A 26220-nucleotide genomic window follows, 5' to 3' on the forward strand; every position below is an offset into this window, starting at 1 on the left:
CCCACCGGAATGTAATCCGGTGGGGCTTCTGGGGGACCATATTAATGATCCGACTCTGGCAATCCGAGTCCGTCGCGGTGAGCCCGCGCAAGGGCACTCTCTTCGATGCCAATTTTCCCTTCACTGGCAATACGAAGGAGAGCGGTTCTCATGGATGCATAATCAACTTGCGGCGGCACGTCGATTGCCCACAAAGATCCGGTTGCATCAATCTCCCAGGGACAATCAAAGGCACGCAGCGTGGCGTCAACTTCTCCTTCCGCGCCGTCGCCTTTGATGATGACGCGGACCGCCGAATGACCGGCCCCAGAAACGAACTCCTCGAACACGAACTCCCTGCGCTCGTGATCAGCCCTGACACGCACGATATCCCCGAAGGCAACACCCTTCACGTAGAAGGGGGTGTTCCGAACCTGAACCTCCATCTTCACGGAAGTCTTCCCAGTCCAGAGCCGCTCCGCAGACGCACGAGCCCAGTGGGCTATCTCTTCAGGGAGGTCGAAGGCAACCTTGTACAGCCTCTCAGGCTTACCCTCCGACGCCGACTCACCACCGCTAGGGTTCGAGGAACTCTCTGTACTCATCGTCCCACTCTTCCATAGTCTTTGTGGATTTATCTCTGTTGCATCGACGGCAGGCCACGGCACCATTATGCTCGCCGCCGTGCCCACCACTGGCCCTCGGCTCTACGTGATCGATCTGGGCATCGTCGGACCTCCCCTTGATGGCGTTTCCATTGGCATCTCGCGATGCACGCCGTTCCACCGTCTGCCCACAGTAGTCACACTTGTACTCGCCGCCATTCTTCGCGGCGTTAGCATCGTAGACTTTCTGCCTCTCAGCATCAGTGAAATCCAAACCAGCTCTGTCGCAGTTATGAACAAGGAGCGGCGTCTCGCCCGCCAGCACATAGTACGTGTGGATATCGTTGACCGTCAGGTCGTGCGTCTGCTGCTGCTTCTTGTAGTGCCGCGTCGACGTGACCTCAACGGAACGCCCATCCGACGTCACCAGCTCGGTACCCACACGCACGCCGCCGGCGTCGATCCACTTCTTCTCGTTCACCGACCAGAACGGATGAGTGTCCGTCGCAACGATGCTGGCCTCACCCTTCGCCGTCATGACGGTGAGTTCGGTGAAGTCCTTGTCATCCCTGGTCAGGATGGTCTCGATGACTTCCTTGGCGCGCGTCTCCCCCGTGTCAGGGTCGGTGGCCAGGACGACATCGCCCTTCTCAACGTCCTCGATCTTCTTGCTCGTGCCGTCGGCAAGCAGAACCCGCGTCCCAGGAAGGAAGCTGTGGCACTTGGTCTTCACGTCCGAGGCGGCATCGATGCCCTTCTTGATCCCCTTGGCCGCCTTCAGAGGCTTTAGCAGAGGGATGTCAGTCGCCGACCAGGCGCACTGACTCAGGTCGCCGCCCCCGCAGTCCGCCCACGCCTGCACATCGGGGAGCAGGACCGAGACCGCGACCGGGGCGACGTACTTCGTGTAGAAGTTGCTCGGCGCCACCTTCGGGTGCTTGATCGTGTACCGCCTGGGCGGGCTCCCCTTGGCCTTGACGCGGGAGGACCAGTTGTACTTGACGAGGGTCAGCCCCCCGACCTTCGATGACATGGGAGCCGGGAGGTACACCTTGTGCCGGTAGCTCCACCCGCCGTAGGTGTCCCGGAACCAGCCGCTGCCCGCGCGGGCGACGCTGTAGCTGCCGTCCTTCGGGTTGCGGCTGTCGTTGATGTCCGACCCGCCCACCGGGCCGTCCGGGCGGAGGCCCGTGGGGTCGCTGAACGCCACCGGGTTGTTGTTCGCGTACGAGTAACCGTGGGTCTGCTGCGGGTCGGCCAGGTCCAGGATCGGGTCCACGCTGATGAAGCGGCCCGTGGCCGGGTCGTACTCGCGTGCGCCCAGGTGGGTCAGACCCGTGTCGGCGTCCTTCGTGCCGCCGACGAATCCCTTGTCGCCGAGCCAGCTGGAGGGCTGCGTACCGCGCGGGGCGCCGAAGATCGTCGTCTTGCGGCGGGTGACGGCCTGTTTGGCGTCGGCCGAGACCTGGGTGGTGGCCGTGTCCAGGTGGTCGCTGATCACGTAGGTGAGTCCGGCGCCCGTGCGCATGGCGACCGTCTCGCCCGCGGCCGCGTAGTAGCGCGTACCGCTGACTTTGCCGCCCTTGTCCAGGCGCAGTTCGTTGCCGGAAGGCAGGTACAGCGTGGTGCCGGTGGAGTCCCGGCGGATCATGCGGTTGCCGGCCGTGTCGTAGAGGTAGCTGGTCGTGTCGGTGACCTTGGTCACGGACGCCAGGTGGCCTTCCGGGTCCCACTTCAGGTCCTGCAGGTCGGCGTTGCCGATCTTGCGGGTTTTCGTGTTACCGGTCTCGTCGTAGGTGTACGTCTCCGTGTGCGGGTCGGTACCCGTCTGGGTGACGCCGGGCAGGTTGTGCGTCCCGGCCTTGGGTGTGGCGTACGTGCGGACGGTGTCCGTGGCAGGGCCGGCCGCAGCAGTGTGCTGGGTCTCGGTCTTGCGGTTGCCGACCGCGTCGTACGTGTATGACGTCCAGTAGGGGTCGGGCCCGCCAATCACCGCCGGGGCAGGTGCGGTCGCCTTGCAGTCGTCGGTTGCCGTCCAGGCCTCGGTGACACGGCGCAGCGCGTCCAGGGCGAAACACTGCGTATCGACGACCGGGGCGGCGTCCGGGCCGGTGGTCGTGCCGATGCGGCTGATGTTGCCGGCCGGGTCGTAGGTGTAACGCACGTCGTCGATGCGCTCGGGGGCGACCTCCCGTCGGGAGAACGCGCGGGTCACGGCACCCGTGTGCTCGTCGTACTCGCTGCCCAGCCAGACATGCCGGGCGAATGCGCCGAGTTCCTTGATTCCGGGGCGCCCGTAGTGGTCGTACGTCACTGAGGACAGGAGCGTGTCGCTGCCCGCCGACACCGAGACCGGGAGTCCGGAGCCGAAGCCGTAGGCGTTGATGACGTCCTCGGCGGGCAGGTCACCCATGGCCGGCTGGGACGTCTCCATCAACTGTCCGGTGGCGGGGTTGTAGATGTCCGTCCACTCGTACGTTCCGGCCAGAGCGCCCTCGGACGCCGGGATGGTCACGCGGCTGATGGTGGGCTTGTAGAGCCCGTTGTAGCCGACCACCGTGCTGGTGTAGCGGTTCGTTCCCTCGTACCGGGAGGTGCTGGAGAGCTGGCCCAGCCCCTTGGTCGCCTTGTCGTACTCCCAGTCGGCTCGCTTGGTCGTGCCTTGGAGCAGTGCTGTCGGTCGGCCAAGATCGTCGTACTGGGTGGTCAGCGTGATGTTGCGCGCGTCCGTAACTGCAAGAGGGCGTCCGCCCTTGTCGTAGATCGTGTCGGAGGCACCCTTGTCCGGGTCCTCCACGCGGGTCTGCCGGCCGGCGACGTCGTAGCCGTACTTCCAGACCGCGCCCGACGGGTCGGTGACCTGGGCCAGTTGCCCGAGTTTGTTGTACGTGTAGGTCGTCGACTGGGACGTGGTCCTGGCCGCGTCGGTGTACTGCTTCAGTTCGGTGACTCGGCCCAGGGCGTCGGTGACCGTCGTGGTCGCGGTGCCGCCCTTGGGCGGGACGACGGTGGTCGTATCCCCGGTGTAGCTCGTGACGGTGCGCTTGGTCTCGTCGCCGAACTTTTTGGAGACCGTCGCCGTCGGGCGGCCCGCGCCGTCGAAGAGGGTCTCCGTGGCGGCGGGGTACTTCAGCTCCTGGCCGGTCACGGGAACGGGCTCGGCAGCGCCTTCGGCGTAGAAGACACCGGAGCTGTGCCAGACCTCGCCCCTGCTGTTGTAACGGCTCTCGGTGACCAGTCGTCCCTTGTCGTCCGGCGACGGCGCCTGGGTCTGCATCTCCCTCATCAGGCCGTCGTAGAACTCGTACGAGGACTGGTAGGTGTCCACGTGATTCAACGTGTTCGTCGTGATCACCGTCGGGCCGTCCCGACGGATCTGGTAGGTGAACGACTGACTGGGTGAGTCCGGGAACGCAGTCGCCGAGCGGGTGGGCAGCCATACCTTCGTGACACGTCCGAGCGCGTCGTACGCCGTGGAGGTGACCCGCCCGTTGGCGTCGGTCACCTTCGCGGGCACTCCGCGCAGCGGATCCACGTCCGTCGTGACCTGGTGGCCGAGCGCATTGGTGACCAACGTCTTCGTCGGAACCTCGCCCTTGGCAGGCGTGTAGGCGGTGCGGGTCTGCTTGCCGTACGCGTCGATGGCCGACAGCGCGCGCCCGTAGATGTCGAACTCGCTCGCAGGGGTCGATGCGACGGTGTCGTACCCGTTGCCGAGGCCGTTGATCTTCTCGACCTTTGTCACGTCGCCCTTGGTCGGCGCGGCCAGCAGCGTGGTTGCCCCGTCGTGGTACATGCGCTCGTCGCTGATCAGGTCTGCGGTGCCCGCCGCCTGGCCGCAGAGCGCTGCCACCGTCTTCTTCTGCGCGACCTTGTCGACCAACCGAGTCGACGCGTTGGCAGCGTAGGTGGTGGTCGTGCACTTCTCGTCGCCGGTCTTCGCCGAGTCCCCCGTGTCGGACTCCGAGACCGTCTGACCGAAGTCGTCGAACGTACGGGTCAGGGAACTGCCGCGGACACCGGTCGCCGTCTTGGTCCGCTCCTCCTCCTTCAGCGTGCCGGTCAGGTACGCCTCCAGGTCGGGAAGGCCTGCCCGGGGCCGGCTGGCCGTGACCGCCGAGCGCCACGGAGTGTAGGAGACCGCGGAGACGAGCTTTGAAGTGTCGTCGCCGTTGTAGGTCGCGCTTTCGCGCATCACACCGGCAAACTGCTCGCGGTCCGTGACCGCGACGCCCGCCGAGTCCTTCACCGCCGCACCGTCGATGCCGCGGAAGTAGCGCGCCTCGGTGAGCGTCGGTCCCTCCTCGACGCCTCCGACGCGGGTCTGCACCCTGCCGTAGCCGCGGGCCACCGAGTAGGTCCGGTCGTCCTTCTTCGTGAACTCGTCCGTGCTCTTGGCCCAGGCCGCGCCGTCCAAGTAGGTGTACTCCGTCGTGGTGTCCGGGGTGCTGACGACGTAGTCCCCTTCCAGGACCTTGGTGACCACATACGAGTTGAACCAGTCCTGCTTCGCGGTCTCCCCCTCGAAAGCCCATTTCACCGGGTAACAACGGGTCTTGTTGGACTCGTCGGCGGCGGGAAGGGAAGCAGCGGTGCAGTCGGGCGCGGAGTAGTAGGCGCCGATGGTGCCGCCGGTCTCATTGGTGATCTGTGACATGCGGAGGCGGATGAATGGGGCGAGCCCGTCGCCGGTCTTGTCGACCCTGTTTGCCATCTGCACGCCGGAGAAGGTGACGGGCGGCAAGGAAGTGCTGCCGGCGGTCCGGCCCATGCGCTGAATCGACTCCAGCCACATCGGCGTCGATATCCCGTCACCCGAGGCGGGGAACCCCTGAGTCAGCTTCCAGGTGTCCACCTCTCTGTGGACGCCGCCGGTCAGCACCTTCGTTGTGATCGTGGAGAGCCGCTTGCGCGACCAGAAACTTGGGGAGTACTGATCCTTGCACTCGGTCGCGCCGTCCTTGCAGGACAGGTCGTACGGGACATCAGGCCAGTTCTTGGCGTGCGAGGCGTCGAAAGTTCCACAAGCCGTCAGGCAGCGCTCCTCGACACCGAAGTCGACACGACCCATGGCCTTGGTCGTGTACGCCGCACCGTCGCGCAGTCCGTAGTCGATGTGGTCGAGGTAGCCGCCCCGGACGTACGGGGTGACGGTCGCCTTGCTCGTCGTAGTGGAAACGTTGCGGCCGTAGTTGTTCTTCTCGTTCTTCCAGTAGTAGGCCATGGCGTTGCCGTGCACGTCGACCACGTAGTCGAGCTGCCAGCGCCATGCCTGCTGGCACCAGGCGGAGGCGAACGAGGCGTTGTAGCAGGGCTCACCGGACTGGTTGCCGAAGACCGGGACGGTGAGAGTGGACTGAGTGACCGAATCGTCGGCTGCGGTTCCGTTGTCGTTCCAGCCAGGAAGCCGGTTCAGGCCGAAGAAGTACTGGGTACCGTCCGTCGTGGTGATCTTCCAGTGCTCTCCGACGCCGTCGACTCCGGCTGTTCCCTTGTCGCCGTTCGTCGCTCCGGTGAGCTTCTCGATCTTCTCCCCCGAGTCCTGCGCCGTACGCCAGCCCGCCTTCGCATCGTGCACCAGTTCGGTGGTCCGGCCGCCAAGAGAGAGCGTCGCGTTGTCGTTGAACCAGCACTGGTCCCCGACTTTGGTGGAGTTGGTGCCGCCATCCTTGTCATCGTTGCAGGGCTTGTACCGTCGCTCGACATAGCCCGGCTCCCAGGACCAGCCGTCGCCGATCCAGCTGGGCTGGTTGTTAGACGCGGCCGTGCGGCCGTCAACACTCTGCGACGAGTAGTTGAGCGACACGGTGGGCTGGAGCCCACCGGGGACAGCGGGGATCCCGATGGGCTGTGACCAGTTGAAGGCTCCGGTCGACCCGCCGGCGCTCCACGACCCCGACGGCTGGAGGGGCGTCGCCTTGAAGGAGCCGGACGACCCCGATTCGGCAGCTGTCGCGGCCAGGACGGTCCGCGAGCCCGAGGCTGCGACGGCGGAGGCCGACACTGTCTGCTTCTCGGTGTCGTTGGTGCTCTTGAGCGCCTTGCTGGTTCTGCATGCGGCCTTGTGCGGGGTGGTCAGGGCGCACGCGGGCATCTCGACCATTCGAAGCCTGGCCGCCCAGTCTCCGCCGTACGCGCCGCGGAATGCGGAGTAGTCGACTGCGACCCGCACCGGCCGGTCGGCGGTGGCGCTGTCCGTTCGTTGCACTGACAGCAGCAGGCCGTCGACGCCGGCTTCGTCCGCTGCCTTCCGGTCGGCGACGGTCACACGTGCGGTGGCGGGCCCGGTACCACCATCCGCCTCTGCCGACGCGGTCCTCCGCGCACTGGCGTCCGAGATTTCGACAGGCAGCTCCCGGGCGGCTTTCGGCCGTGCCGCGGAGCCGCCGAGCGTTACCTCGAAGCTGGCGGCAGCCGGCCAGGTGACCTCGGGGGACCGCCACGGATGGCTTTTGGCATCGTCCTTGCGCTTCGTGCCGCCGAACTTCACCGGTTCGACCGGAACCGGTTCGGGTTGCTGGACACCAGCCGAGGGTTGCTGAGCGAGGAGGTCCGGGTCCGCCGCGAAAGCAACACCCGGAAGAGCACTCACCAAAAGTGCAGCAGCCAATGGCACACCCAACCAAGACTTGCCGAACCTACTCATTCCCCACCCCTTGCAGACCCTGTGATCAACCGTCGGAAGCTAACAGGATCTCCACAGGAAAGTCACTACGAATTCAGGTCGTTATCGACTCGATGACAATTTCAGCACTTTTGTCACTTTCTGCCGCACATGCAACTCCACTAGAGCGCCCCATAAGGAACTTGCGGCACCCAAGGGGCCTTAAATCGCATATCGACCACAAATGGCCCCGACTGCTGAGTGAAGTTTCGAATTTCGGCCTCAGATAACGGGCATACGTGACCCCCGTGTTTCCGATACCGAGTCGGCGACCTATCGTCGGCGCGGAAAATGTGAACTTCTTGGGGGGAGTGAAATGAATCGCACGATCACTCGTGATCGAAGAAAAAACAGACCACTAAGCCGGTCTGTTTCGATGCTTCTGGCGATGGCCATCGGAACGGCAGGGGCGCTCGTTCCGACCGTCGCCGCGGCCGGGCCCGCCGACATGGGCCGGGCGTCCGCTGCTCCGGGGGCGCAGGCCGACGACGGCTCAGTGAGTGAGGAGGACCAGGCCCTGGCCGCAGCGGTTTCGACCGGCCTTCCGGCCGAGCTGGAGTCGGCCCGCACGGAGATCTCGGACACCTGGGTACACCCGGACGGATCGTTCTCCGTCAAGCGGTACGGGTCCCCGGTCCGCCTGTTCCGCAGTGGAACCTGGATTCCGACCGACCCCGCTCTGGCGTTCGCGGCGGACGGCAGCGTGGTGCCCAAGGCCTCCACGGTGGACGTGTCGTTCTCCGGCGGTGGAACGGGTCCGTTGCTGTCCGGTGTCAAGGACGGGCGCACGCTTGCCCTGTCGTGGCCCACCGCACTGCCCAAACCCGTTCTCAACGGAAACGTGGCCACCTACCCGGAGGTACTTCCCGGCGTGGACCTCCAGCTCAAGGCGGAGGTCGAGGGCTTCTCTCAACTCCTGGTCGTCAAGACCGCACAGGCAGCGAAGAATCCGGCCCTGGCCACCCTCTCCTACAGGGTGAAGACCGTGGGGCTGTCCGTGTCGGCCGACGCCGATACCGGCAGTCTCGCCGCGGTCGATCCTGCGGGCCAGACGGTCTTCACCAGCCCGACTCCGCTCATGTGGGACTCCCGGACGACCACATCGGCTCCTGCGGCCAGATCTACGTTTGCAGCCGCGGCTGAGAGCACGGTCCCAGGAGATGCTTTCGAGCCACCTCCTGGAGCAGTAGATGCCCAGATGCCGACCACGGTGGACGGCGACAGCATCCAGATCACGCCCGACCAGAGTCTGCTGACCGGACCGGAAACCACCTACCCCGTCTACATCGACCCCTCCTGGGCCTGGGGGAAGAAGGAGAACTGGACCCGCGTCTACAAGAAGTTCCCGAGGTCCTCCTTCTGGAACGCCAACGAGGTTGCCCGAGTCGGATACGAGAACGAGACCAACGGTCTCTCCCGCTCGTTCTTCCAGCTCGACACGGACAGCATCAAGGGCGCGCAGGTGAAGTCTTCCACCTTCCGGATCAAGAACGTGTGGTCCTGGTCCTGCCAGGCGCGTCCCGTCGAGCTCTGGCAGACGACATCGATCTCGAAGAAGACCACGTGGGAGAGGCAGCCCAGCAAGGTCGGTGGCTCGCCGCTGAAGACCGTCAACGACTCGAAGGGCTGGAGCAAGGACTGCGGGGCCGGCAACCTCGAATTCGATGTCACCGCGAAGGCGCGTGAGGCGGCCACCAAGAAGTGGTCAAGCGTCACTCTGGGGCTTTACGCCGGCAACGAGAGCGACACGTTCGGCTGGAAGAAGTTCGACGCGAAGACCGCAGTCCTGGAGACCAAGTACAACAACCCGCCGAAGACGCCGTACGGACTGGGAACCAACCCTCGGACGTCGTGCGCCGCAGGCGGGCTCATCGGCAACACGCGAGTGAGTTTGCACGCCACCGTAGACGACCCGGATGCGGGAAACCTCGAGGCACAGTTCCAGGTCTTCCCGAAGGGCAGTACGACTCCGGTCGTCGATCAAGCGCTCTCCGCGCTCAAGAAGCGTGTCGTCACGCTCCCCGTCACCGATGCAAAGCTCCCGACGGGTGACTACACCTGGAGGGTTCGAGCCAAGGACCTGGACGGCGCCACGTCTGCCTGGACCTCCAAATGCGCCTTCTCCGTCGACCGCTCGCGCCCCAGCAATCCACCCGTCATCACCTCTCAGAACGACAAGTTCCCGTCGGGTGAGAACGGATGGCCGAGTCCGACCGGAAAGGCCCGCGAGGAGGGCAAGTTCACCTTCGCGCCGAACGGGGTGACCGATGTCGACCACTACGTCTGGTGGACCGACCACGCGCCGGAGCTCAACGAGACCAAGCCAGGAGTACCGGCAACGGTGCGCCCGCCCAGTTACGGACCGCACTTCGTCCACGCCTACAGCGTCGACAGAGCCGGCAACCGATCCGACGCGACGAGCTACTTGTACTACGCCACACGCTCCGCCGAGCGCGATGCCCCCGGCGACCTCAACGGGGACGGGAACAAGGACATCTGGAGCATTGACTCCAACGGCACGCTGCTGACCTACGCGGGACAGCAGGACGGAAGCTTCTCCTCAGCCACCAACGGGGGGCAGGCCTTCGGGGACGCCGACATCTCCTACCGCACCGACTGGGGGCAGGACGGCTATACGGACCTGGTGACCCTGGAGTACGACTCCGTCGCCAAACGGAAGCATCTGTGGACCTACCCCAACAACGGCCTCGGCATCGCGACGACCGACCACCAGGAGGGCAAGCAGCGTCTGACCGTCAAGTGCCCCGTGATCGACGAGGACTACGGCTGTGTGGGCGAACCGGGTTGGACCGGGAACGACCACTGGAGCGATGCCGACCAGATCGTCACCCCCGGTGACATTAATGCCGATGGCAAGCCGGACCTGCTCGTCCGGCAGGGCAAGCTCTTGTGGGCCTATTTCGGCGACTTCACCAAGCGCCTCAGCACGCCGGTCCTGGTCGGAGGCAATGACTGGGACCAGTTCACCGTCCTCGCACCCGGTGACCTGAACAACGACGGCATCGCCGATCTCTGGCTTCGCCACAAGGCCTCGGGTGACATCCTGAGGAGCTACGGAAAGAAGGCATCCAACGGTCTTCTCGACCCGACCACTTGGGGCAGCAGCGCGGACCGGGTGAAGATCGGCACCGGAGTGACGGCGAGCCTCTACCCGGCGGTCGGATCGATCGGTGACCTCACCGGCGACGGCTTGCCCGACCTCTGGGCGCGCAAGGCCGACAACACCATGGTCGGCTGGCCCGGCAGGACTACCGGAACCACGCTCTTCGGTAGTTCCTTCGCCATCGACGGGGCCATAGGCGGAACGCGCATCCCGGCCGGGACGACTCTCATCGGCGGTCAGTCCTATACCTCCCGGTCGGCCAAGCTGACCATGAAGGACGACGGTGATCTGGAGATCACCTCCAACGCAGGCAAGCGGCTGTGGTCGACGAAGACGGCAGGGAACGTGGGGGCGAAGGCGGTCATGCAGACCCAGGGCAACCTGGTGATCTACAAGGCGGACGGCACCACCGTCCTGTGGGACTCGAAGACGAGCGGTGCTGAGGGGTACGCCGTACTTCAGGACCGCGGAAACCTCGTCATCCACAACGCCAAGGGGCAGTCGCAGTGGAGCAGCGGCACCGCGATCCGGCACGACTACAACGGTGACGGGCGCAGCGACCTGGCCGACTGGTACGACCATGCCGACAAGTCGGACTCCATTCACAGCTTCCTGGCGAACTCGGACGGTACGTTCAAGAACCCGTTCGCCGGGTGGAACGTGCCGCCGGACTCATGGAACGCCGACCTCATGAAGCGCACCACCGGCGACTACAACGGGGACGGCATCGGTGACGTGGCCGCTGTCTACGGATACCAGGACGGACGCGTGTCCCTGTGGACCTGGCTCGGCAACTCGCAGGGGAAGTTCGCCTCGCCCTTCGCATCATGGAAGGTGCCGGCCGGGAACTGGAGCTTCAAGCGGATGAGGCTCAACAGCGGTGACTTCAACGGTGACGGACGGGACGACGTAGCTGTCTGGTACGACTACGCCGACGGACGCGATGCCCTGTGGACCTTCACAGCGAACGTCCGGGGTGGCTTCAACTCGCCGTTCACCTCGTGGACAGGACCTGCGGGCAATTGGACGGCGTCCCGCGACAAGCACGTGACCGGCGACTTCAACGGTGACGGACGGGACGATCTGGCGGTCTTCCACGGGTACTCCGACGGAAGCAACAAGATCTTCACCTTTCTGACCGCTCCGACCGGCGGGTTCAAATATCCGTTGGGTTCCTGGACCAGTACGTCCTGGGGCAGTTGGGACCGCACGACGGTCCACGCCGGCGACTTCGACGGGGACGGCCGCGACGACATCGCCGGTTGGTACGACTACGCCGACGGTCACGACAGCATCTACGTGTTCCCCAGCAGCCCTACAGGGACGTTCAGCTCCACCTCGGAAGCCTGGACGACCCCTGCGGGGAACATGTGGCGGGACCACATGTCGATCGCCATCGGTGACTACAACGGCGACGGTCTGGACGACTTCGGGGCCCTGTACGGCTATGACGACGGCAGCATCAAGGCCTGGACATGGTCGGCCCGATCCAACCGCACCTTCGCCACGCCGGTGAGCAGCTGGGGTGTGACCTCAGGGTTCAGCTTCGCCCGGGCTCATGTGGTGGAGCGCTACGGCAGCTGATTGACCGGACGCGGTCGATCGCCGCGTAGGGTCGCAAGACGGAGATGTGACCACTGTGTGTCCCATCGCACAGTGGTCACATCTGTATTCTGTGTTCTTCGCACTCGTACGATGAGCGATTGGCGACAGGCATCACACAGTTCTCTTGTGCTCCACCCGTCGCACACGTACCGACGCGTGGGGCGCGAGGCCCGGCGTCCAGGCCTCGGAAGGTTCTTCCATGTCTTCTGTCTCGCGTCGTGCTGCCCTGGGCATTCTCGGGGTCGGGGCGGCGGGTGCCACCGGGCTGGTCTACGGCTATGTGAACGATGACGTGCCGACCGACGTCCTGCCCACCCGAGCCGCCAGCCGCACCGGCAAGAATCCCGTGGTCACCGAGAACGCCCGCGGCGGCACCCGGGCCTGGCAGATAGAGGGCGACGAGACGCGCGCGGCGAACGACCGGGACGGGCAGATCCAGGGGTACGCCTCCACGACCTCGGCCGCGGCCGGGGAATCGGTGGCGTTCCACGTATCGGTGCGTCCGGCCCAGGAGTTCACGGTCACGGTGCACCGGATCGGGTACTACGGCGGACAGGGCGGCCGTGAAGTGGCGCAGAGCCCCGCGTTGCGCGGTGTCGCCCGTGCCGTTCCGGAAGCCCATCCGGAGCACGGGCTGATCGACTGCGGCTGGCCCGTCTCCTGGACCCTGGACATCCCCGAGAACTGGGTCTCCGGTGTCTATCTCGCGGTTTTCACGACGAAGGACGGGCATCGCGGCAGTACGCCGTTCGTCGTCCGGGAGACCGGTCGGGCGTCCGACATCCTGGTGGTCCTGCCCTTCACGACGTACCAGGCCTACAACGCCTGGCCGCAGGACGGGCGGACCGGTAAGAACCTCTACAAGGGGTTCGACGCCCAGGGGAAGAACGGCGGGAACGCGGAGCGTGCCTTCAAGGTGTCGTTCGACCGCCCGTACTCCGACGGCGGACACCCTCTGTGGTTCGAGATGGACAGCAGTCTCGCCCGGTGGGCCGAGATGTCCGGCTACGACGTCACCTACGCCTCCAGCCTCGATCTGCACGAAGGCCGGGTCGATCCCACGAAGTACGCGGCCATGGTCTTTCCCGGCCATGACGAGTACTGGTCCCGGCAGATGCGTGACGTAGCCGAGAAGGCCGTCACCTCGCGCACCCATCTCGCCTATCTGGGCGCCAACAACATCTACTTCCACATCCGCATGGAGAAGTCGTCGGCGGGCAACGAGAACCGCGTCGTCGCCTGTTACAAGCAGGACCCCGATCCCACTCCGGACGAGCACGGTCCGACCGTGCGCTGGCGCGACCTGGAGAAGAAGCGCAAGCACGCCGAGCAGCGCCTGCTCGGCGTGCAGTACAACGGCATGCTCGCCAAGCCCGTACCGCTCGTCGTGCGTCGGTCCGACCACTGGCTGTGGAAGGGCACGGGACTCGCAGACGGCGACGAGATACCGAACCTCATAGGCGTCGAGGCCGACGGCCGTGACCGCAAGACCAAGCTGCCGCGCAAGGCGGCCCAGCAGTTGCTGTCCCACTCGCCCTACCCGGACAGCATGGGGCGCGGTGAGAGGATCCAGAACACCAGCCTGGTCCAGCACCGCGACGGGACCATGGTCTTCGTCGCCGGCACCTTCTTCTGGCCGCTGGCGCTCATCTCCCCCGACCACATCGACAGCCGGATACAGACGGCCACCAGCAACCTCTTCGACCGGATGCTGACCCGCACCGTACGGGCCTAGGTCCTGTCGTCGAACTCCCGTCGTCGCCCGGAGGGCGGCCCCGCGGGGTCAGGTGCGTGCTCTCGGCGCGCCGGGCGCACGTCCTCGTACTGGACGTACTCGGGCGGGTGCCCGGTGCGGCGAGAGTGCGTGCATGGCGCCGCGGGGCAGACGGGAGTTCGACGACAGGACCTAGCCCTCACGTCACCACCGACGACAGCCGCTGCACCCCCCGTGCCGTCTCCGTGACCCCGCTCAGGAAGCCCTGGGCGCGGGGCGAGGCCGTGGTGCGGAGCCATTCCGGGGCGATGTCGCAGACCGCGACGTTCACGCCCGTGCCGGCCAGGGCCAGCGGGAGGGTGTGGACGACCGTGGAGGGGAAGCTGACGATCGTGCGGCCGATGGGGCCGCGGCGGGCAATCAGTTCCAGGGGGAGGTCCGGGCGCACGATCTCCAGGCCCGTGGCGGCTTCCAGGGCGTGCAGCTTCTCGGCGGACTCGCGGCGGTGGGCGAAGTAGCGGGTGGCGCCGTGGGCGCGGGCCAGGGCCGTGACCGCCTCCTGGTACGGGGCGGGGTCGACGACGCCCGTCTCGACCAGGGAGGTGCCGACCAGGTCCGCGCCCTTGCCGATGGTGGGCGGGCCGAAGCGGGCGCGGGTCCAGGCGAAGGTGTTGGGGGTGACCGCGATGCCGGGCGGAGCCTCGACCGGCATCGCGGTGAACACCTCGACCGTGTGGTTCGCCGTCGGGACGAAGCGGCGGCGGGCCGTCGCCGTGACCGGGGCCAGGACCAGTTCGCGCGGTCCGGTGCGGCCCCTGCGGTGCCAGCGGGTGAGGCGTTCGCCCCGGGCCAGCTGGGCGACGAACTCCATGGTGGCCGTGCCGTCGTCGACCACCGTGAGGCGGTCGGCGCGGACCAGGGTCAGCAGGAGCTGCACATAGCGGGAGAACGGGTCGCCGATCACTATGTGGTCCGCGCGCCGGACCAGGCCGGCCAGGGCGCGCAGGGCCTTCAGGGGCGCGCCGGACTCGCCGCGCGCCTCCTGCCAGCGGACCGCGATGCCCTCGTCGCGGGCCAGCTCCGCCATCCGGCGCAGCTGACCGCGCGACATCGGGTCGACCGGGGGGAGGACGACGACCGTGGTGGCGGCCGGGTCGTCTCCCCCCTGGGTGTGAACCCACTCCAGGACGTTCAGGAGCTGGACCGGGCTCTCGACGAAGGCGAGGTTCACCGGTCGGCCCGTCAGACCGCAGCCGGCTCGGCGACCGGGGCGTTGTCGCTCTCGGCGACGACGCCCGCGACGCGGCGCAGCTTCTTCATCGGGCCGAGCTCGGACTCGTACACCTTCTTGACGCCGTCGCCGAGCGACTGCTCGATGGTGCGGATGTCGCGGACCAGGCGGGTCAGGCCCTGCGGCTCGACGGAGGCCGCCTGGTCGGAGCCCCACATGGCGCGGTCCAGGGTGATGTGGCGCTCGACGAACGTGGCGCCGAGCGCGACGGCGGCGAGGGTGGTCTGGAGGCCGGTCTCGTGGCCGGAGTAGCCGATCGGGACGTTCGGGTACTCCTGCTGGAGGGTGTTGATGACCCGCAGGTTCAGCTCCTCGGCCTTCGCCGGGTACGTGGAAGTGGCGTGGCAGAGCAGGATGTTGTCGCTGCCCAGGACCTCGACCGCGTGGCGGATCTGCTTCGGGGTCGACATGCCGGTGGAGAGGATCACCGTGCGGCCGGTGGCGCGCAGGGCGCGCAGCAGCTCGTCGTCGGTGAGGGAGGCGGAGGCCACCTTGTGGGCGGGGACGTCGAACTTCTCCAGGAAGGCGACGGCCTCGGTGTCCCACGGGGAGGCGAACCAGTCGATGCCGCGCTTGGCGCAGTGCTCGGCGATGGCGGTGTACTCGGCCTCGCCGAACTCGACGCGGTGGCGGTAGTCGATGTACGTCATCCGGCCCCAGGGGGTGTCGCGCTCGATGTCCCACTGGTCGCGCGGGGTGCAGATCTCCGGGGTGCGCTTCTGGAACTTCACGGCGTCGCAGCCGGCTTCGGCGGCCGCGTCGATCAGCGCGATGGCGTTGTCGAGGTCGCCGTTGTGGTTGATGCCGATCTCGCCCGTGATGTAGACGGGGTTGCCGGGGCCGGCGGTGCGGGTGCCGAAGGTGCGCAGGCGGGAGGTGCTCATGGTGGTGCTTCCTTACTTGGTGGGGACTGTGGGGACAGAGGGAGTGGTCGTGAGGGTGGGGCCGAGCAGCCAGGCCGCGATCTCGCGGATGGCGCCGTAGCCGCCGGGGGTGGTCGTGACGGCGCGCGCCGCGGCGCGTACCGAGTCGTGGGCACTCGCGACGGCGACAGGCCAGCCGGCGAGGGAGAAGCAGGGCAGGTCGTTGACGTCGTTGCCGACGTAGAGGACCCGGTCGGGGGCGATGGACTGCTCGTCGCACCACCGCTTCAGCGCCTCGTCCTTGCGGTCGATGCCGTGCAGGACCGGGATCTGGAGCTTGCGGGCCCTGGCCGCGACGACCGGGTTCTGCTCGGTGGAGAGGATCAGGAGGGGCACCCCGGCCTTGCGCAGGGCGGCGATGCCGAGGCCGTCGCCCCGGTGCACGGCGACCGTCTCGCGGCCCTCGGAGTCGATCATGACCCGGTCGTCGGTCTGGGTGCCGTCGAAGTCCAGGACGACCGCGTCCACGTCCGCGAGGGACGGCAGCGGGGAGGGGTCCAGGAGCGGGGCGAGCGCGCGGGCGCGGGCCAGGTCGTGCGGGTCGTCGATCTCCAGCACCCGCGCCGGGTCGGTGGGCACGAGGGCGGTGTGGCCGAAGAAGCGGTGGCGGTGGGTACGGAAACCCGCCGCGTCCATCGCGTAGGCGGCCCCGGTCTCCAGGTGGTCCTGGGGGCGGTCCTGGCGGCGGGGGCGTACGGACTTGTCGTGGTTGACGCCGTACGTCCCCTCCTCGACGGCGTGCCCGTCGCGCCAGACGAAGCCGTGGAACGGGGCGACCGTGACGGCCGTGTCCGCGCCCTCGTGGGCCACCGCCCTGGCGACGCCGTCGATGTCCTCGCGGGAGACGAACGGGCTGGTGCACTGGACGAGGAGGACCACGTCGACGCTGCGGGCGCGCTCGGCCTCGTAGACGTCCATCGCGTGCAGCACGGCCGCCTCGCTGGTGGCGGTGTCGCCCGCGATGGCGGCGGGGCGCTCGACGACGTGCAGCCGGTGGGCGGCCCGCAGGTCGACGGCGGCGGTGCGGGCGGCCTCGGCGATCGCCCCGTCGTCGGTGGTGACGACGACGTCGGTGACCTCGGGTGCGGCGAGCGCGGCGCGGACGGCGCGGGCGACCAGGGGGATGCCGCCGACCTCGGCGAGGTTCTTGGCGGGGACGCCCTTGGATCCGCCGCGGGCGGGGATCACGGCGAGGACGGTCGTGGGCGGTTGCATCGTTGTCCCTGGGGTCATGGTGGCTGCTCCTGGAGTCGTGGGCCCCGAGGCCCCGGGGGTTCCTGCGGGGGTGGTCACAGCTCCCCCATCCGGCGGATCACGGGGGCGACGCGCTGGACGCCCTGGCGGTAGGCGCCCCGGGCCGCGTTGCGGACGGTTTCCCGCACCGCGCCCCGGACCCGGCCGGGCTCCTGCGGCGCGGCCGCGCCGGGCAGGGGTGTGCCGTCGGGGGCCAGGTGGTGGCGGGCGAGGATGCCGGGGAGGTAGCCGGGGGCGGTGGCCGGTGTGTAGTAGGGGGCCAGTGACGGGAGTTGGCCGGCGGCGAGGAGGGCGGTGACCTTGGCGCGGGCGGTGTCGTAGGCGGTGCCGTACGAGCCGTCGGCGGCGACGCCCTGGCCGGCCAGCCACTGGCCGTCGGGCCGCGGCCGGATCCCGCCGTCGAGCCGGTCCCAGGAGGTGAGGAGCCCGGAGCCGACGAAGTGGTGGTTGCCGAGCGTCTCCCGGACGCCGAGGTCGGTGAGGACCGCGGTCGGGATGCGGCGGTGCAGGGACTCCAGCGCGGCCGTCGAGGAGACCGTGACCAGGAGGTCGGTGCGGTCCAGCACCTCCCCCATGTGCCCGTACACCAGGCGCAAGTTGGGCGGCAGACCGCCGGGCAGCCGCTGCGCGAGCTTCTGGTAGGGCAGTTCCTCGATGTGCGTGGTGTGCTCGCCGGGCTTGGAGCGCAGCTTCAGCAGCACCTCGCGGCGCGGGTGCAGCCGGGCGTGCTCGACGAGCCTGCGCAGCAGGTACGTACGGTCGGCGCGGGAGGCAGGCACGGAGGGCTGGGCGGCGAACACCACGGTGTCGCGGCCCTCTTCGGGGCGGTACGGGGCTCCGCCCAGGAAGGGGAGGGCGGCCTCCGTGACGGCCGAGGCGTCGGCGCCCACTCCCTCGTACACCGCGCGGAAACGCTCCGCGTCGTGGGCCGAGTTGGCGAGGACCACGTCCGCGCCGTGGCGGAGGAGGAGCCCGTCGGCGAGCTTCTCGTAGACGACGCCCACGTACCCGGTGACGACGACGGGCCTGCGCGGCAGGTCGAGGGCGGCGAGGCCGTGCAGCATGGCCTGGACGCCGCCGCCGACGAGGGCGAGGACGACGAGGTCGTACCCCTCGTCGCGCACGGTGTGCAGGAACTCGACGGCGGTGACCTCACGGACCCGCCCGGCGTCGATCCCGACCTCGCCGACCTCCGCGAGCTGGCGGGGCGTGGGGGTGGCCCGGCCGCGCAGCAGCAGCCCGCTGACCTCGACGGGCCGCGCGTCCGGGCCGTCCGCCCCGGCGGTCAGGCGGCGCGCGGTGAGCGCGCCCCACTTCCACCGGGTGTCGGAGTCGGCGAGGACGGCGATCCGCAGCGCCGGTCGGAGCGCGGCGGGGGTTTCGGCCGGTTCGGCCTCATTGCTGGTACGTGGGGGCACGTCCTAGAAGTTAGGAAGGCATTTCGATGCGCGGCCCAACGTGATGGCAACAGATGGTTAACAGCGAGCCGACGCTTGGGGCTCGGACCCGAATTAGCCTCCAATTGCCCCTCCGGAAAAGGCGGTTCACCTGGGCGACGGGCGTTGTTCACCTGTTGGGCGCATTACGGAAAAGGAAAGGGCCGGAGCCGCACCTAATGTGATGCGCGTGGTTAAGCTCTCCGTCATCGTGCCGTTCTTCAACGTGCAGACCTACGCGCCCGACACTCTCAGAAGTCTGCGGGCCAACGTCCGCGAGGACTTCGAGTTCCTTCTCGTCGACGACTGTTCGACCGACGGGACACCCCGGCTGCTGCGCCGGGCCGCCGACGAGATCCCCGGGGCGGTGCTGCTGCGGCACGAGGTGAACGGCGGTCTGGCGACCGCGCGCAACACCGGTCTGGAGGCCGCGCGCGGGGAGTACATCGCCTTCCTGGACGGCGACGACTGGCTGGCCCCCGGTCACTACGAGCGGCTGGTGGCCCGGACCGAGGCGCTGGGCTGCGACTTCGTGCGCACCGATCATGTCCAGGCGAACGGCAAGTCGCGGACCGTGCGCCGGGTGCCGCACGGGCCGCACGGGGTGGTGAGCGACCCCCGGGCCGCGATCCTGCCCGCCCACCGCACCACGTCGGTGGACTACGCGTTCGCCTGGGCGGGCCTCTACCACCGGCGGCTGCTGGACCGGGGGCTGCTGCACTTCACCGACGGGCTGCGCACGGCCGAGGACCGGCCGTGGATCTGGCGGCTGCACCGGGAGGCGGAATCCTTCGCCGTCCTGGGCATGCTCAGCCACTTCTACCGGCGTGGGGTGGCCACGTCGCTGACCCAGATCGGCGATGTGCGCCAACTCGATTTTCTGCGCGCTTTCGACCAGGTGATCGCCGAGACGGCCGCCGACCGTGACGCGGACGCCTTGCTGCCGAAGGCCGTACGCACGTACTGCGCGGTCATCGCCCACCATCTGGGCTCCCTCGACAAATTCGAACCGGCCGTGGCCCGCGAACTGAAGGCGCGCGGTACGGCGGCCCTGGGACGCCTGCCGCAGCGGCTGCTGGACGAGGCTCTCGACGCCATGGACGTGACACGAGCGACCCGGGTGCGCAGGCTGCGCCGTCGCACGGTCGCCGCGAAGGGGGCCTCGGCCGCATGACCATCCGGATCTTCCACGCTTCATCGCCCGCCGCTACGGTACTGCTCGCCGCGGCGATCGACGCGGGCTGCTTCACCGAGCCCGACCGCCGGATCCTGCTGCTGTCCCGGACGGGGCCGGTTCCCGAGACCGTCGCCGATGTCTCGGAGACCGCCGGTTTCGAGCGGCTGCGCGCCCGGTTCGACGAGGTCCGCTCGTGGAACGACGCGGTCTTTCCCTTCCACCCGGCCGGCTGGCTGCCCCGGGCCGACGACGCCCCGCTGTGGGAGCGCCACTTCCGGCGCGCCTGGGGTCTCGGCGACGAGGAGCTGGAGCTGGTCGTGGACTCCCCGCACGCCGGTCCCGCCCGCGCCCTCACCCAGATCTTCGCCGGTGTCCCGGTCGATGTGTACGCGGAGGGGCCCGGCGGCTACGGCCCGACCGGGGAGAAGATCCCCCCGCTGACCGGGGCCCGGGTGCGGCGGCTGCTCCATCCGGACCTGGTTCCCGGGGCGCGCCTGTTGTTGCTGGGCGAGTACGAGGTGGAGCAGCGGACCGTGCCGGCCGAGGCGATCACCAAGGTCGTCAGCGAACTGTCGGACGCCGACGTGGAGTTGCCCGACGTCGACGCGCCCGCGCTGCTGCTCGGGCAGGATCTCGCCGGGGCCGGGCTGATCACGGCGGCCGAGGAGGCGGGGCTGCGGCTGGAGATGGTGCGCGGCGCCGCGGCCCTCGGCCACCGCCGGCTGCTGTTCGCGCCGGACCCGTACGCGCCGTGGGAGGACCCGGCGGCACTGCGCGCCGAGGCGGACCGGCTGGGCGTCGAACTGACCGTGCTGGACAGCCCGTTCCCGGTGCCGGCCGATGTGCTGCTGCACCGGCTGCGGCCCGCGCTGGTCGTCGGCTGCACCTCGGCCGCCCTGTTCGGGGCGGCCCGGTTCCACGGCCTCCCGGTGGCGACCGTCGGCACGGGGCTGCTCCTGGAGCGTCTGACCCCGTACGAGAACGCCGAGCGGATACCGGCGACGCTCGCCGACGCCTTGCTCCCCGGGATCGGTGACGCGGAGGCGGTCGCCGCGCAGCAGCCGTACGCCGGCGCGGAGTTGGAATTGGAGTTGGAGTTGGAGTTGGACGGGCTGCTCGCGGCCGTCGGGTTCGCGATGCGTCCCAGGGTCCGCCCCGATCTGCGCCCGGCAGCCGAGCGCTATCTGTCCACGCACCTGGACGACCGCACCTGGCGCTACTTCAAGCGCCGCCGCCTGGCCTCGCTCGCGCTGCCCGGAGTGGTCCCGGCCAGGCTGGCGTTCCTGCGGAGCAGTCCGGCCCTGCGCCGGGTGGCCCGGCGGGCCAGGGCGTTGCGGAACGGCCGAGGTTGAGGAACGGCCAGGGGCAAGGAACGGCCAGGGCGTTGCGGAACGGCCGGGGGCGAGGAGCTGCCGAGGACGGCGAGGGGCCCCTCCCCGTGGGCGCGGCAGGCGCGCGGGGCGGTCAGCCCAGCACCTTGCTCGCGCCCGCGCGGCCCCACAGCATGGCCGCGCCGAACGACAGGGCCGTCGTGGCCACCGTGATCCCGACGACGAGCGCGGCGGCGGCCGGGCCGCCCAGGTCCGCCCGGACGAAGGCGTCGGTGAGGACACCGAGCACGAGTACGTGCACCAGGTAGGCCCCGAACGACGCGTCGGCCAGCCGGGTCAGGGTGGGGCGCAGCCGCTCCGGGACGCGCAGGCCGTGCAGGGAGATCAGGACGCCGCAGCTGAACAGGGCCACCAGAACGTGCGCGTACGGGATCGCGTAGTGCACCTCGTGCTGGTACGCGATCACCCCGGCCAGTCCGGCCGCCGCGAGCAGCAGCCACGGGAGCCGGCGTCGGCCGAACGTGCCGGCGGGGGCGGCGAGCAGCAGCGCCCCGAGCACCGCGTAGATCAGCTGGTACGGCCCGAACGCCCAGCCGAAGCGGGGCAGTTCGCGGCCGGTGGCCTCGGCCAGGTCGCCGAAGAGCGACGGGGCGGACGCCAGGACCAGCAGGGCCGCACCGAGGCCCCATGGCCGCTTGCCCGACCTGACCAGCACGACCAGGCCCAGGACCATGATCACGGGGAGGTAGGCGTAGAGGTACCAGAGGTGGTAGGCGGGGCGTACCGAGGCGAAAACGGAGTCCAGCGCCAGCTCGCCCACCGGGTCGTCGTTGGTTCCGCGCAGCCTGCCCCAGGCGAGGTAGAGCACCGTCCAGACGGCGAGGGGCACCACGATCCGCACGATGCGCCGCCGCAGCCGCGCGCCGTCCTTCGGCGGGGCCCCGACCAGCACCACCCAGCCGGCGATGGCGAAGAAGAGAGGCACGGCGAAGCGGCCGACGGAGTCGGCGGTCAGCCCCGCCCAGTAGGTGCTGGGCCCCTGCGAGGCCGTCCGGCCCACGGCGTTCACGAAGGCCGATCCGGCGTGCAGGCCGATCACGCCGACCGAGCAGAGCAGCCGGATCAGGTCGATGTCGTAGCGGTGCTCGCGGACGGGACGGGGCGTCTCCGGGACCGTCGGCGCCGGGGCGGCGGGGGCGGGGGGTGTGGTCGGCATGGTCCTCGGTGCCTCAGGGGGTGGAAGGGGCGCACAGCGGGGATACGGACGGGCTGGGGCCGGGGGTCACGCCCGGCCCCCGGGGCGGGCGGCGTGGTCCCGGTCGGCGGGGCGGGCGGCGTGGTCCCGGTCGGCGGCGGACCTGGGCGCGGGAACCGCGCGGCCCGTGTCCGGACCGCTGAACGGGTCGGGCAGACCGGTGAGTTCACGCAGCCGGGCGAGGTTGTCCCGGGTCACCGACCAGAGCAGGTCCTGCCGGTCGTGGACGTCGGCCACCGCCGCCGGGTGGTCGGCCAGGACCGCGCGGGCCCGTTCCGCGAGCCGGGCGCCTAGGGCGCGCTCGTGGACGGAGACGCCCCAGTCGGGCCGGTCGATGTCGGCCAGGAAGTAGGCCAGCTTGGGGTGCGAGACCAGGCTGATGACGGGGGTGCCGCAGCCGAAGGGGATCATCCCGGCGTGCCCGCGCATCCCGATCACCAGCCGGGTGCGCCGGTAGAGGTCCCGAATGGCGTCGTTGGAAAGCAGGTACAGGGGCTCCACGGGGAGGGTGAGGCCGTGCTCCCGGCGCAGGTCGTCGACGAAGCGCTCGTCGGCGGGCATGTGCGCGGCGTAACGGACCTCGGCCGACGCGGACACGGCCCCGATCGCGGCGGCCATCTCCGCGAGGAAGTGCCCGTAGTCGTGGCCGAAGCGGAGTCCGGCCCGGTCGTAGGCGCAGTTGACGAGCACGGTGTCCTCGCGCGCGGCCGGTTCGGCGAGGCGGGGGTCGAGGTGGCGGGCGACCGTGGTGGGGCAGGGCTGGTAGCGCACCTTCTCGCGCAGCGACTCGGGCAGCAGTTCCCTGACCCGGGCGACGGATCCGTGGTTGCGCAGCCCGAAGAACGCGGACCGCTCGACCAGGGCCCGCAGGGAGGCCGCGAACCGCTCGCGGCGGTAGCGCTGGCCGTCGAAGACGTTGTAGCCGACGGCGAAGACCGCCAGCGGGGCGGTGATCCGGGCGAGGACGTCGTCGGGGATGTTCCACTGCCAGCCGCTGTTGCCGTTGGGCGCGGTGTCGGGGAGGAAGAGCCCGCCGCCGCCCACGATCACCGCCCGCCGGGCGTTGAGGCGTTCGAGGGAGGCCTCGTCGACCAGCAGGTGCGCGTGCTGCTGGTGCCAGCGGTCCGGGCCGGTGTCGGCGGTGAAGCAGCTGCGGACCGCCTCGGGCAGCACCTTGTCGCCCGCGTTCTCCTCGCCGTCCGCGAACAGGGCAACGTGGGCGAGCTGTTCAGCGGGCCGGGCACTGACGGGCTTGCGCTCGGCGCCGGTCGGCTCGGCCGTACGGGCGTACCAGGACCGGCAGTTGGCGTCGGTCGGGTCGGTTTCCAGGCCCGCCAGCGCATAGCCGCGGGCGTCCTCGGTGCGGCCCAGCACCCAGGCCAGCCGGGCCAGTTGACCGAAGGCGCGGGGGGCGAAGTCCGGGGAGGCGGTCGCCAGCAGCAGGTGCGTCTCGGCCTCCTCGTACCGGGACAGCGCCATCAGGCAGACGCCCAGCGTCTCGTGGCAGCGCGGCAGGTCGGGCCGGCCCGCGACGGCCTCGCCCAGCAGGGCGACGGCCTCGTCGTGCCGGCCGCGCCCCCGGTGGATCTCGGCGAGCTGCCGGACCAGGTCGATCGGCGGCCGGGGCCCGGCGGGGAACGGGAGCGCGAGGTGCAGCAGCAGATCGGGGTGCTTGGGGCCGGGCAGGGCGAGGTAGGCGGCCCGGAACGCCTCGTCGGTCAGGTCGAAGCGCGCCCGGGCCTCGTGGCCGGGGCCGGTCAACGTGGTGCGCGCACCACCGAAGTTCAGGACGACGACGCCTGCGGGGACCGCCAGGTCGTCGCCGAGCCGCAGCGCCCGGAAGTCGTACCGGGAGTCCAGGGGTACGAGGTCGCTCTCCGGGATGTCCCGCGCGGCGGCGGGCGGTACGGGACGGTCGAGGTCCTGGCGCTGGATCACCAGCAGCCCGTCGCTGGGGACGCCGCCGTGCGGGTCCGGGGCGCCGTCGGGTCCGGGGCGCGGCACGGCGGCCACGCCCGTACGGAGTCTCAGCAGGGCGTCCAGCCGGCCGAGGACGGCCATGGCGGGGGTGAGGGCGACCACCGTGTCGTACCCGTCGAGGCGGAACACGTCGTCGCGTCCGCGGGCCGGGCGCGGGATCAGCCGGGGGTGCAGTCGGTGCGCGGCGTCGAAGGCGGCGTCCGGCAGGCCGGGGTGCAGGACGACGACGTCCTCGCAGAGGGCCGGGTCGCTCAGCGCGAGGCTGCGCAGGAGGGTGTGGAGCCCGGGCAGTTCGTCCGCGCCGGCGACGTACGCGGCGAAGGCGATCCGGCGCTTCCCGGTGACGGCGCGGCGGTCGTCGGCGGCGGCGGTCGCGGTGGGCACAGGGCCCGTTGAGAGGCCGGTCGCGGCACCGGGCGTGGAGTCGTTCGTCGTCATCTCAGGGCGATCCTCACCGCGGTGTCGTCCGTGTTCGCGGTCCGTGTCCCGACCCACTCGCGCTCGCGCGGGGACAGGGCCGCCGGGCCTTCGAACCCGATGAGGTCCACCCGGGCGGGGGTGCCCAGGAAGTCGAGGAGCCGCAGCACGGTGTACGCGGTGCTCGCGGGTCCTTCCGCGTCCGCCGCCTCGCCGAGCAGCGCCGGGTCGTGCAGCGGGCGGCGCAGTGTCGCGTCTCCGACGCGGTCCTGGGCGCCGGGGACGAGGCGGCCGCGCAGGGCGAGCCGCCAGTGCGGGAGCGGGTCGCCGAAGACCAGCCGGACGCCCGCCCGCCGGTCCCAGCGGGGGCCCTTCCACGGGGTGTCGCCGCGCAGGGTGCAGGCGTGCAGGTCGGTGCGGGCGGCGGGGGCGGTGTGGCGCGGCTCGTCACAGCGCACGACGAGGTCGTAGCCCTGGATCAGGGCGGCCAGGGAGCTGCCGGGCCGCCGCTCCTGCTCGGCGGTGCGCGGGGTGTCGGCGACCAGGCACACCGTGCGGCCCGCGACGAGCCGGCGCAGTCCGGGTACGCCGATGGGCTCGGCCCCGCCCAGCAGCGGGTCGGCCATCGGGTCGCGGTCGGAGAGCCGGCGGTGCTCGGCGTAGAGCGCGGCGAGCCGGCGCACGGCCGGGTCCCCGGCCCCGTGTTCGGCGGTACGGAGCCGGACGAGGTCGGTGAAGGCGGCGCGGGCCGCGGCGGCGGGCAGGTGGCGGGAGAGGCGGGCCGCGGCGCGGGACGCCTCCGCTCCGGCCGCCACCGCCACCGCCTCCGTTCCGGCCCCCGCCGCCTCCGCTCCGGCCCTCGCCGTCTTCCGGAAGAGCGCCAGCGCCTCGTCGATGCGGTCCCCGGCGGCGCGGAGGGTGGCGATCCGGCGTTCGACGTCGCGGGAGGCGGCGGTGTTCTGCTGGAGCGCGAGGTGGCGTTCGTACGCGGTGATCGCCTCCTCGCCCCGGCCGAGCGCGTCCAGGGCGTTGCCGCGCAGCCGCCAGGCGCCCTTGGAGCGGGTGCGCATGGCGGTCGCCTCGTCGGCGAGGGCCAGGGCGAGGCGGGCCTCGGTCTCGCCCCCGCTGTCCAGGGCCTGCTGCCCGGTCCGCAGCAGCGCGTCGAAGGCGTCGGCGCCCGGGGTGGAGCACGCGGTGGTCAGGGCGCCGATCGACGCGATGAGCCGGGTGCGGCGGGCGTCGGTGAGGGGGCCGGCGGCGGCGAGGGCGGCGAGGTGGTCGCCGCAGAGCCGCAGGGCGGCCAGGAGCGCCGGGTCCGGTCCGCCGCCGGGCCGTCCCGGAGCCGGTGTTCCGGGCCGTCCCGCTATCGCACGTACTGACGTGAGCAGCCCGGTGAGGGTCTGGCCCATGCTCGTTCCGCCGTTCTGTGAGTCGGGCTGTGGGTCGGACGCCGGCCCGGGTCCGC

At 69.8% G+C, this 26220-nt stretch carries 13 protein-coding genes; 4 read left to right on the top strand and 9 right to left on the bottom strand.

What is annotated here, in order from left to right; translation table 11 throughout:
• Nucleotides 1–41 precede the first annotated feature (41 nt).
• Together ACH4KB_RS35895 and ACH4KB_RS35900 are read right to left on the bottom strand one after the other, a co-directional pair.
• A complete protein-coding gene (locus ACH4KB_RS35895; RefSeq protein ID WP_398070964.1) occupies nucleotides 42–584 on the bottom strand; it encodes a DUF4265 domain-containing protein in 543 nt (180 codons plus the stop codon).
• Nucleotides 556–6852, bottom strand: coding sequence for a polymorphic toxin-type HINT domain-containing protein (locus tag ACH4KB_RS35900; RefSeq protein ID WP_398070966.1), 6297 nt, complete (start codon nucleotides 6850–6852; stop codon nucleotides 556–558). The genes ACH4KB_RS35895 and ACH4KB_RS35900 overlap by 29 nt, the downstream gene beginning before the upstream one ends.
• 784 nt (nucleotides 6853–7636) lie before the next feature.
• On the opposite strand from ACH4KB_RS35900, the gene ACH4KB_RS35905 reads away from it, so the two are divergent.
• Both ACH4KB_RS35905 and ACH4KB_RS35910 read left to right on the top strand, forming a co-directional pair.
• Complete coding sequence (locus tag ACH4KB_RS35905; protein ID WP_398070968.1) at nucleotides 7637–11956, top strand: FG-GAP-like repeat-containing protein; 4320 nt, start codon at nucleotides 7637–7639, stop codon at nucleotides 11954–11956.
• 220 nt (nucleotides 11957–12176) lie between these two features.
• Nucleotides 12177–13712 carry a N,N-dimethylformamidase beta subunit family domain-containing protein gene (locus ACH4KB_RS35910; RefSeq protein ID WP_398070970.1) on the top strand — a complete coding sequence of 512 codons (1536 nt, stop codon included), beginning with the start codon at nucleotides 12177–12179 and terminating at the stop codon, nucleotides 13710–13712.
• Between the two features lie 178 nt (nucleotides 13713–13890).
• Here the strand turns inward: ACH4KB_RS35910 and ACH4KB_RS35915 are convergent, their stop codons facing one another.
• The 4 genes from ACH4KB_RS35915 to ACH4KB_RS35930 form a co-directional block, all read right to left on the bottom strand.
• The gene (locus tag ACH4KB_RS35915; protein WP_398070972.1) at nucleotides 13891–14922 is read right to left on the bottom strand and encodes a hypothetical protein; all 1032 of its coding nucleotides are present in this window, start codon (nucleotides 14920–14922) and stop codon (nucleotides 13891–13893) included.
• 11 nt (nucleotides 14923–14933) lie between these two features.
• Complete coding sequence (locus ACH4KB_RS35920; protein ID WP_398070974.1) at nucleotides 14934–15866, bottom strand: N-acetylneuraminate synthase family protein; 933 nt, start codon at nucleotides 15864–15866, stop codon at nucleotides 14934–14936.
• Between the two features lie 12 nt (nucleotides 15867–15878).
• The gene (locus ACH4KB_RS35925) at nucleotides 15879–17120 is read right to left on the bottom strand and encodes a cytidylyltransferase domain-containing protein (protein ID WP_398071043.1); all 1242 of its coding nucleotides are present in this window, start codon (nucleotides 17118–17120) and stop codon (nucleotides 15879–15881) included.
• A 74-nt stretch (nucleotides 17121–17194) separates the two neighbouring features.
• Complete coding sequence (locus ACH4KB_RS35930; RefSeq protein WP_398070976.1) at nucleotides 17195–18577, bottom strand: DUF6716 putative glycosyltransferase; 1383 nt, start codon at nucleotides 18575–18577, stop codon at nucleotides 17195–17197.
• A gap of 208 nt (nucleotides 18578–18785) precedes the next feature.
• Here ACH4KB_RS35930 and ACH4KB_RS35935 point away from each other — a divergent pair, with 208 nt between their 5' ends.
• The gene (locus ACH4KB_RS35935; RefSeq protein WP_398070978.1) at nucleotides 18786–19769 is read left to right on the top strand and encodes a glycosyltransferase family 2 protein; all 984 of its coding nucleotides are present in this window, start codon (nucleotides 18786–18788) and stop codon (nucleotides 19767–19769) included.
• Complete coding sequence (locus tag ACH4KB_RS35940; RefSeq protein WP_398070980.1) at nucleotides 19766–21124, top strand: polysialyltransferase family glycosyltransferase; 1359 nt, start codon at nucleotides 19766–19768, stop codon at nucleotides 21122–21124. Before ACH4KB_RS35935 ends, ACH4KB_RS35940 begins: the two co-directional genes overlap by 4 nt.
• Nucleotides 21125–21236: 112 nt before the next feature.
• Here the strand turns inward: ACH4KB_RS35940 and ACH4KB_RS35945 are convergent, their stop codons facing one another.
• From ACH4KB_RS35945 to ACH4KB_RS35955, 3 genes are all read right to left on the bottom strand, one after another.
• A complete protein-coding gene (locus tag ACH4KB_RS35945) occupies nucleotides 21237–22319 on the bottom strand; it encodes an acyltransferase (protein ID WP_398070982.1) in 1083 nt (360 codons plus the stop codon).
• Between the two features lie 66 nt (nucleotides 22320–22385).
• Nucleotides 22386–24776, bottom strand: a complete 2391-nt coding sequence (locus tag ACH4KB_RS35950; RefSeq protein WP_398070984.1) for a polysaccharide pyruvyl transferase family protein — start codon at nucleotides 24774–24776, stop codon at nucleotides 22386–22388.
• A complete protein-coding gene (locus tag ACH4KB_RS35955) occupies nucleotides 24773–26164 on the bottom strand; it encodes a hypothetical protein (protein WP_398070986.1) in 1392 nt (463 codons plus the stop codon). Before ACH4KB_RS35955 ends, ACH4KB_RS35950 begins: the two co-directional genes overlap by 4 nt.
• Nucleotides 26165–26220: the final 56 nt, after the last annotated feature.

This window comes from Streptomyces sp. NPDC017520, from assembly GCF_044329855.1.
Lineage (GTDB): Bacteria > Actinomycetota > Actinomycetes > Streptomycetales > Streptomycetaceae > Streptomyces.

What these genes read in the sequence shown, in the direction of transcription:
- ACH4KB_RS35955 (WP_398070986.1), bottom strand. Translation starts at nt 26,164, where the DNA reads ATGGGCCAGACCCTCACCGGGCTGCTCACGTCAGTACGTGCGATAGCG.
- ACH4KB_RS35895 (WP_398070964.1), bottom strand. Translation starts at nt 584, where the DNA reads ATGAGTACAGAGAGTTCCTCGAACCCTAGCGGTGGTGAGTCGGCGTCG.
- ACH4KB_RS35950 (WP_398070984.1), bottom strand. Translation starts at nt 24,776, where the DNA reads ATGACGACGAACGACTCCACGCCCGGTGCCGCGACCGGCCTCTCAACG.
- ACH4KB_RS35925 (WP_398071043.1), bottom strand. Translation starts at nt 17,120, where the DNA reads ATGCAACCGCCCACGACCGTCCTCGCCGTGATCCCCGCCCGCGGCGGA.
- ACH4KB_RS35905 (WP_398070968.1), top strand. Translation starts at nt 7,637, where the DNA reads ATGGCCATCGGAACGGCAGGGGCGCTCGTTCCGACCGTCGCCGCGGCC.
- ACH4KB_RS35945 (WP_398070982.1), bottom strand. Translation starts at nt 22,319, where the DNA reads ATGCCGACCACACCCCCCGCCCCCGCCGCCCCGGCGCCGACGGTCCCG.
- ACH4KB_RS35940 (WP_398070980.1), top strand. Translation starts at nt 19,766, where the DNA reads ATGACCATCCGGATCTTCCACGCTTCATCGCCCGCCGCTACGGTACTG.
- ACH4KB_RS35920 (WP_398070974.1), bottom strand. Translation starts at nt 15,866, where the DNA reads ATGAGCACCTCCCGCCTGCGCACCTTCGGCACCCGCACCGCCGGCCCC.
- ACH4KB_RS35910 (WP_398070970.1), top strand. Translation starts at nt 12,177, where the DNA reads ATGTCTTCTGTCTCGCGTCGTGCTGCCCTGGGCATTCTCGGGGTCGGG.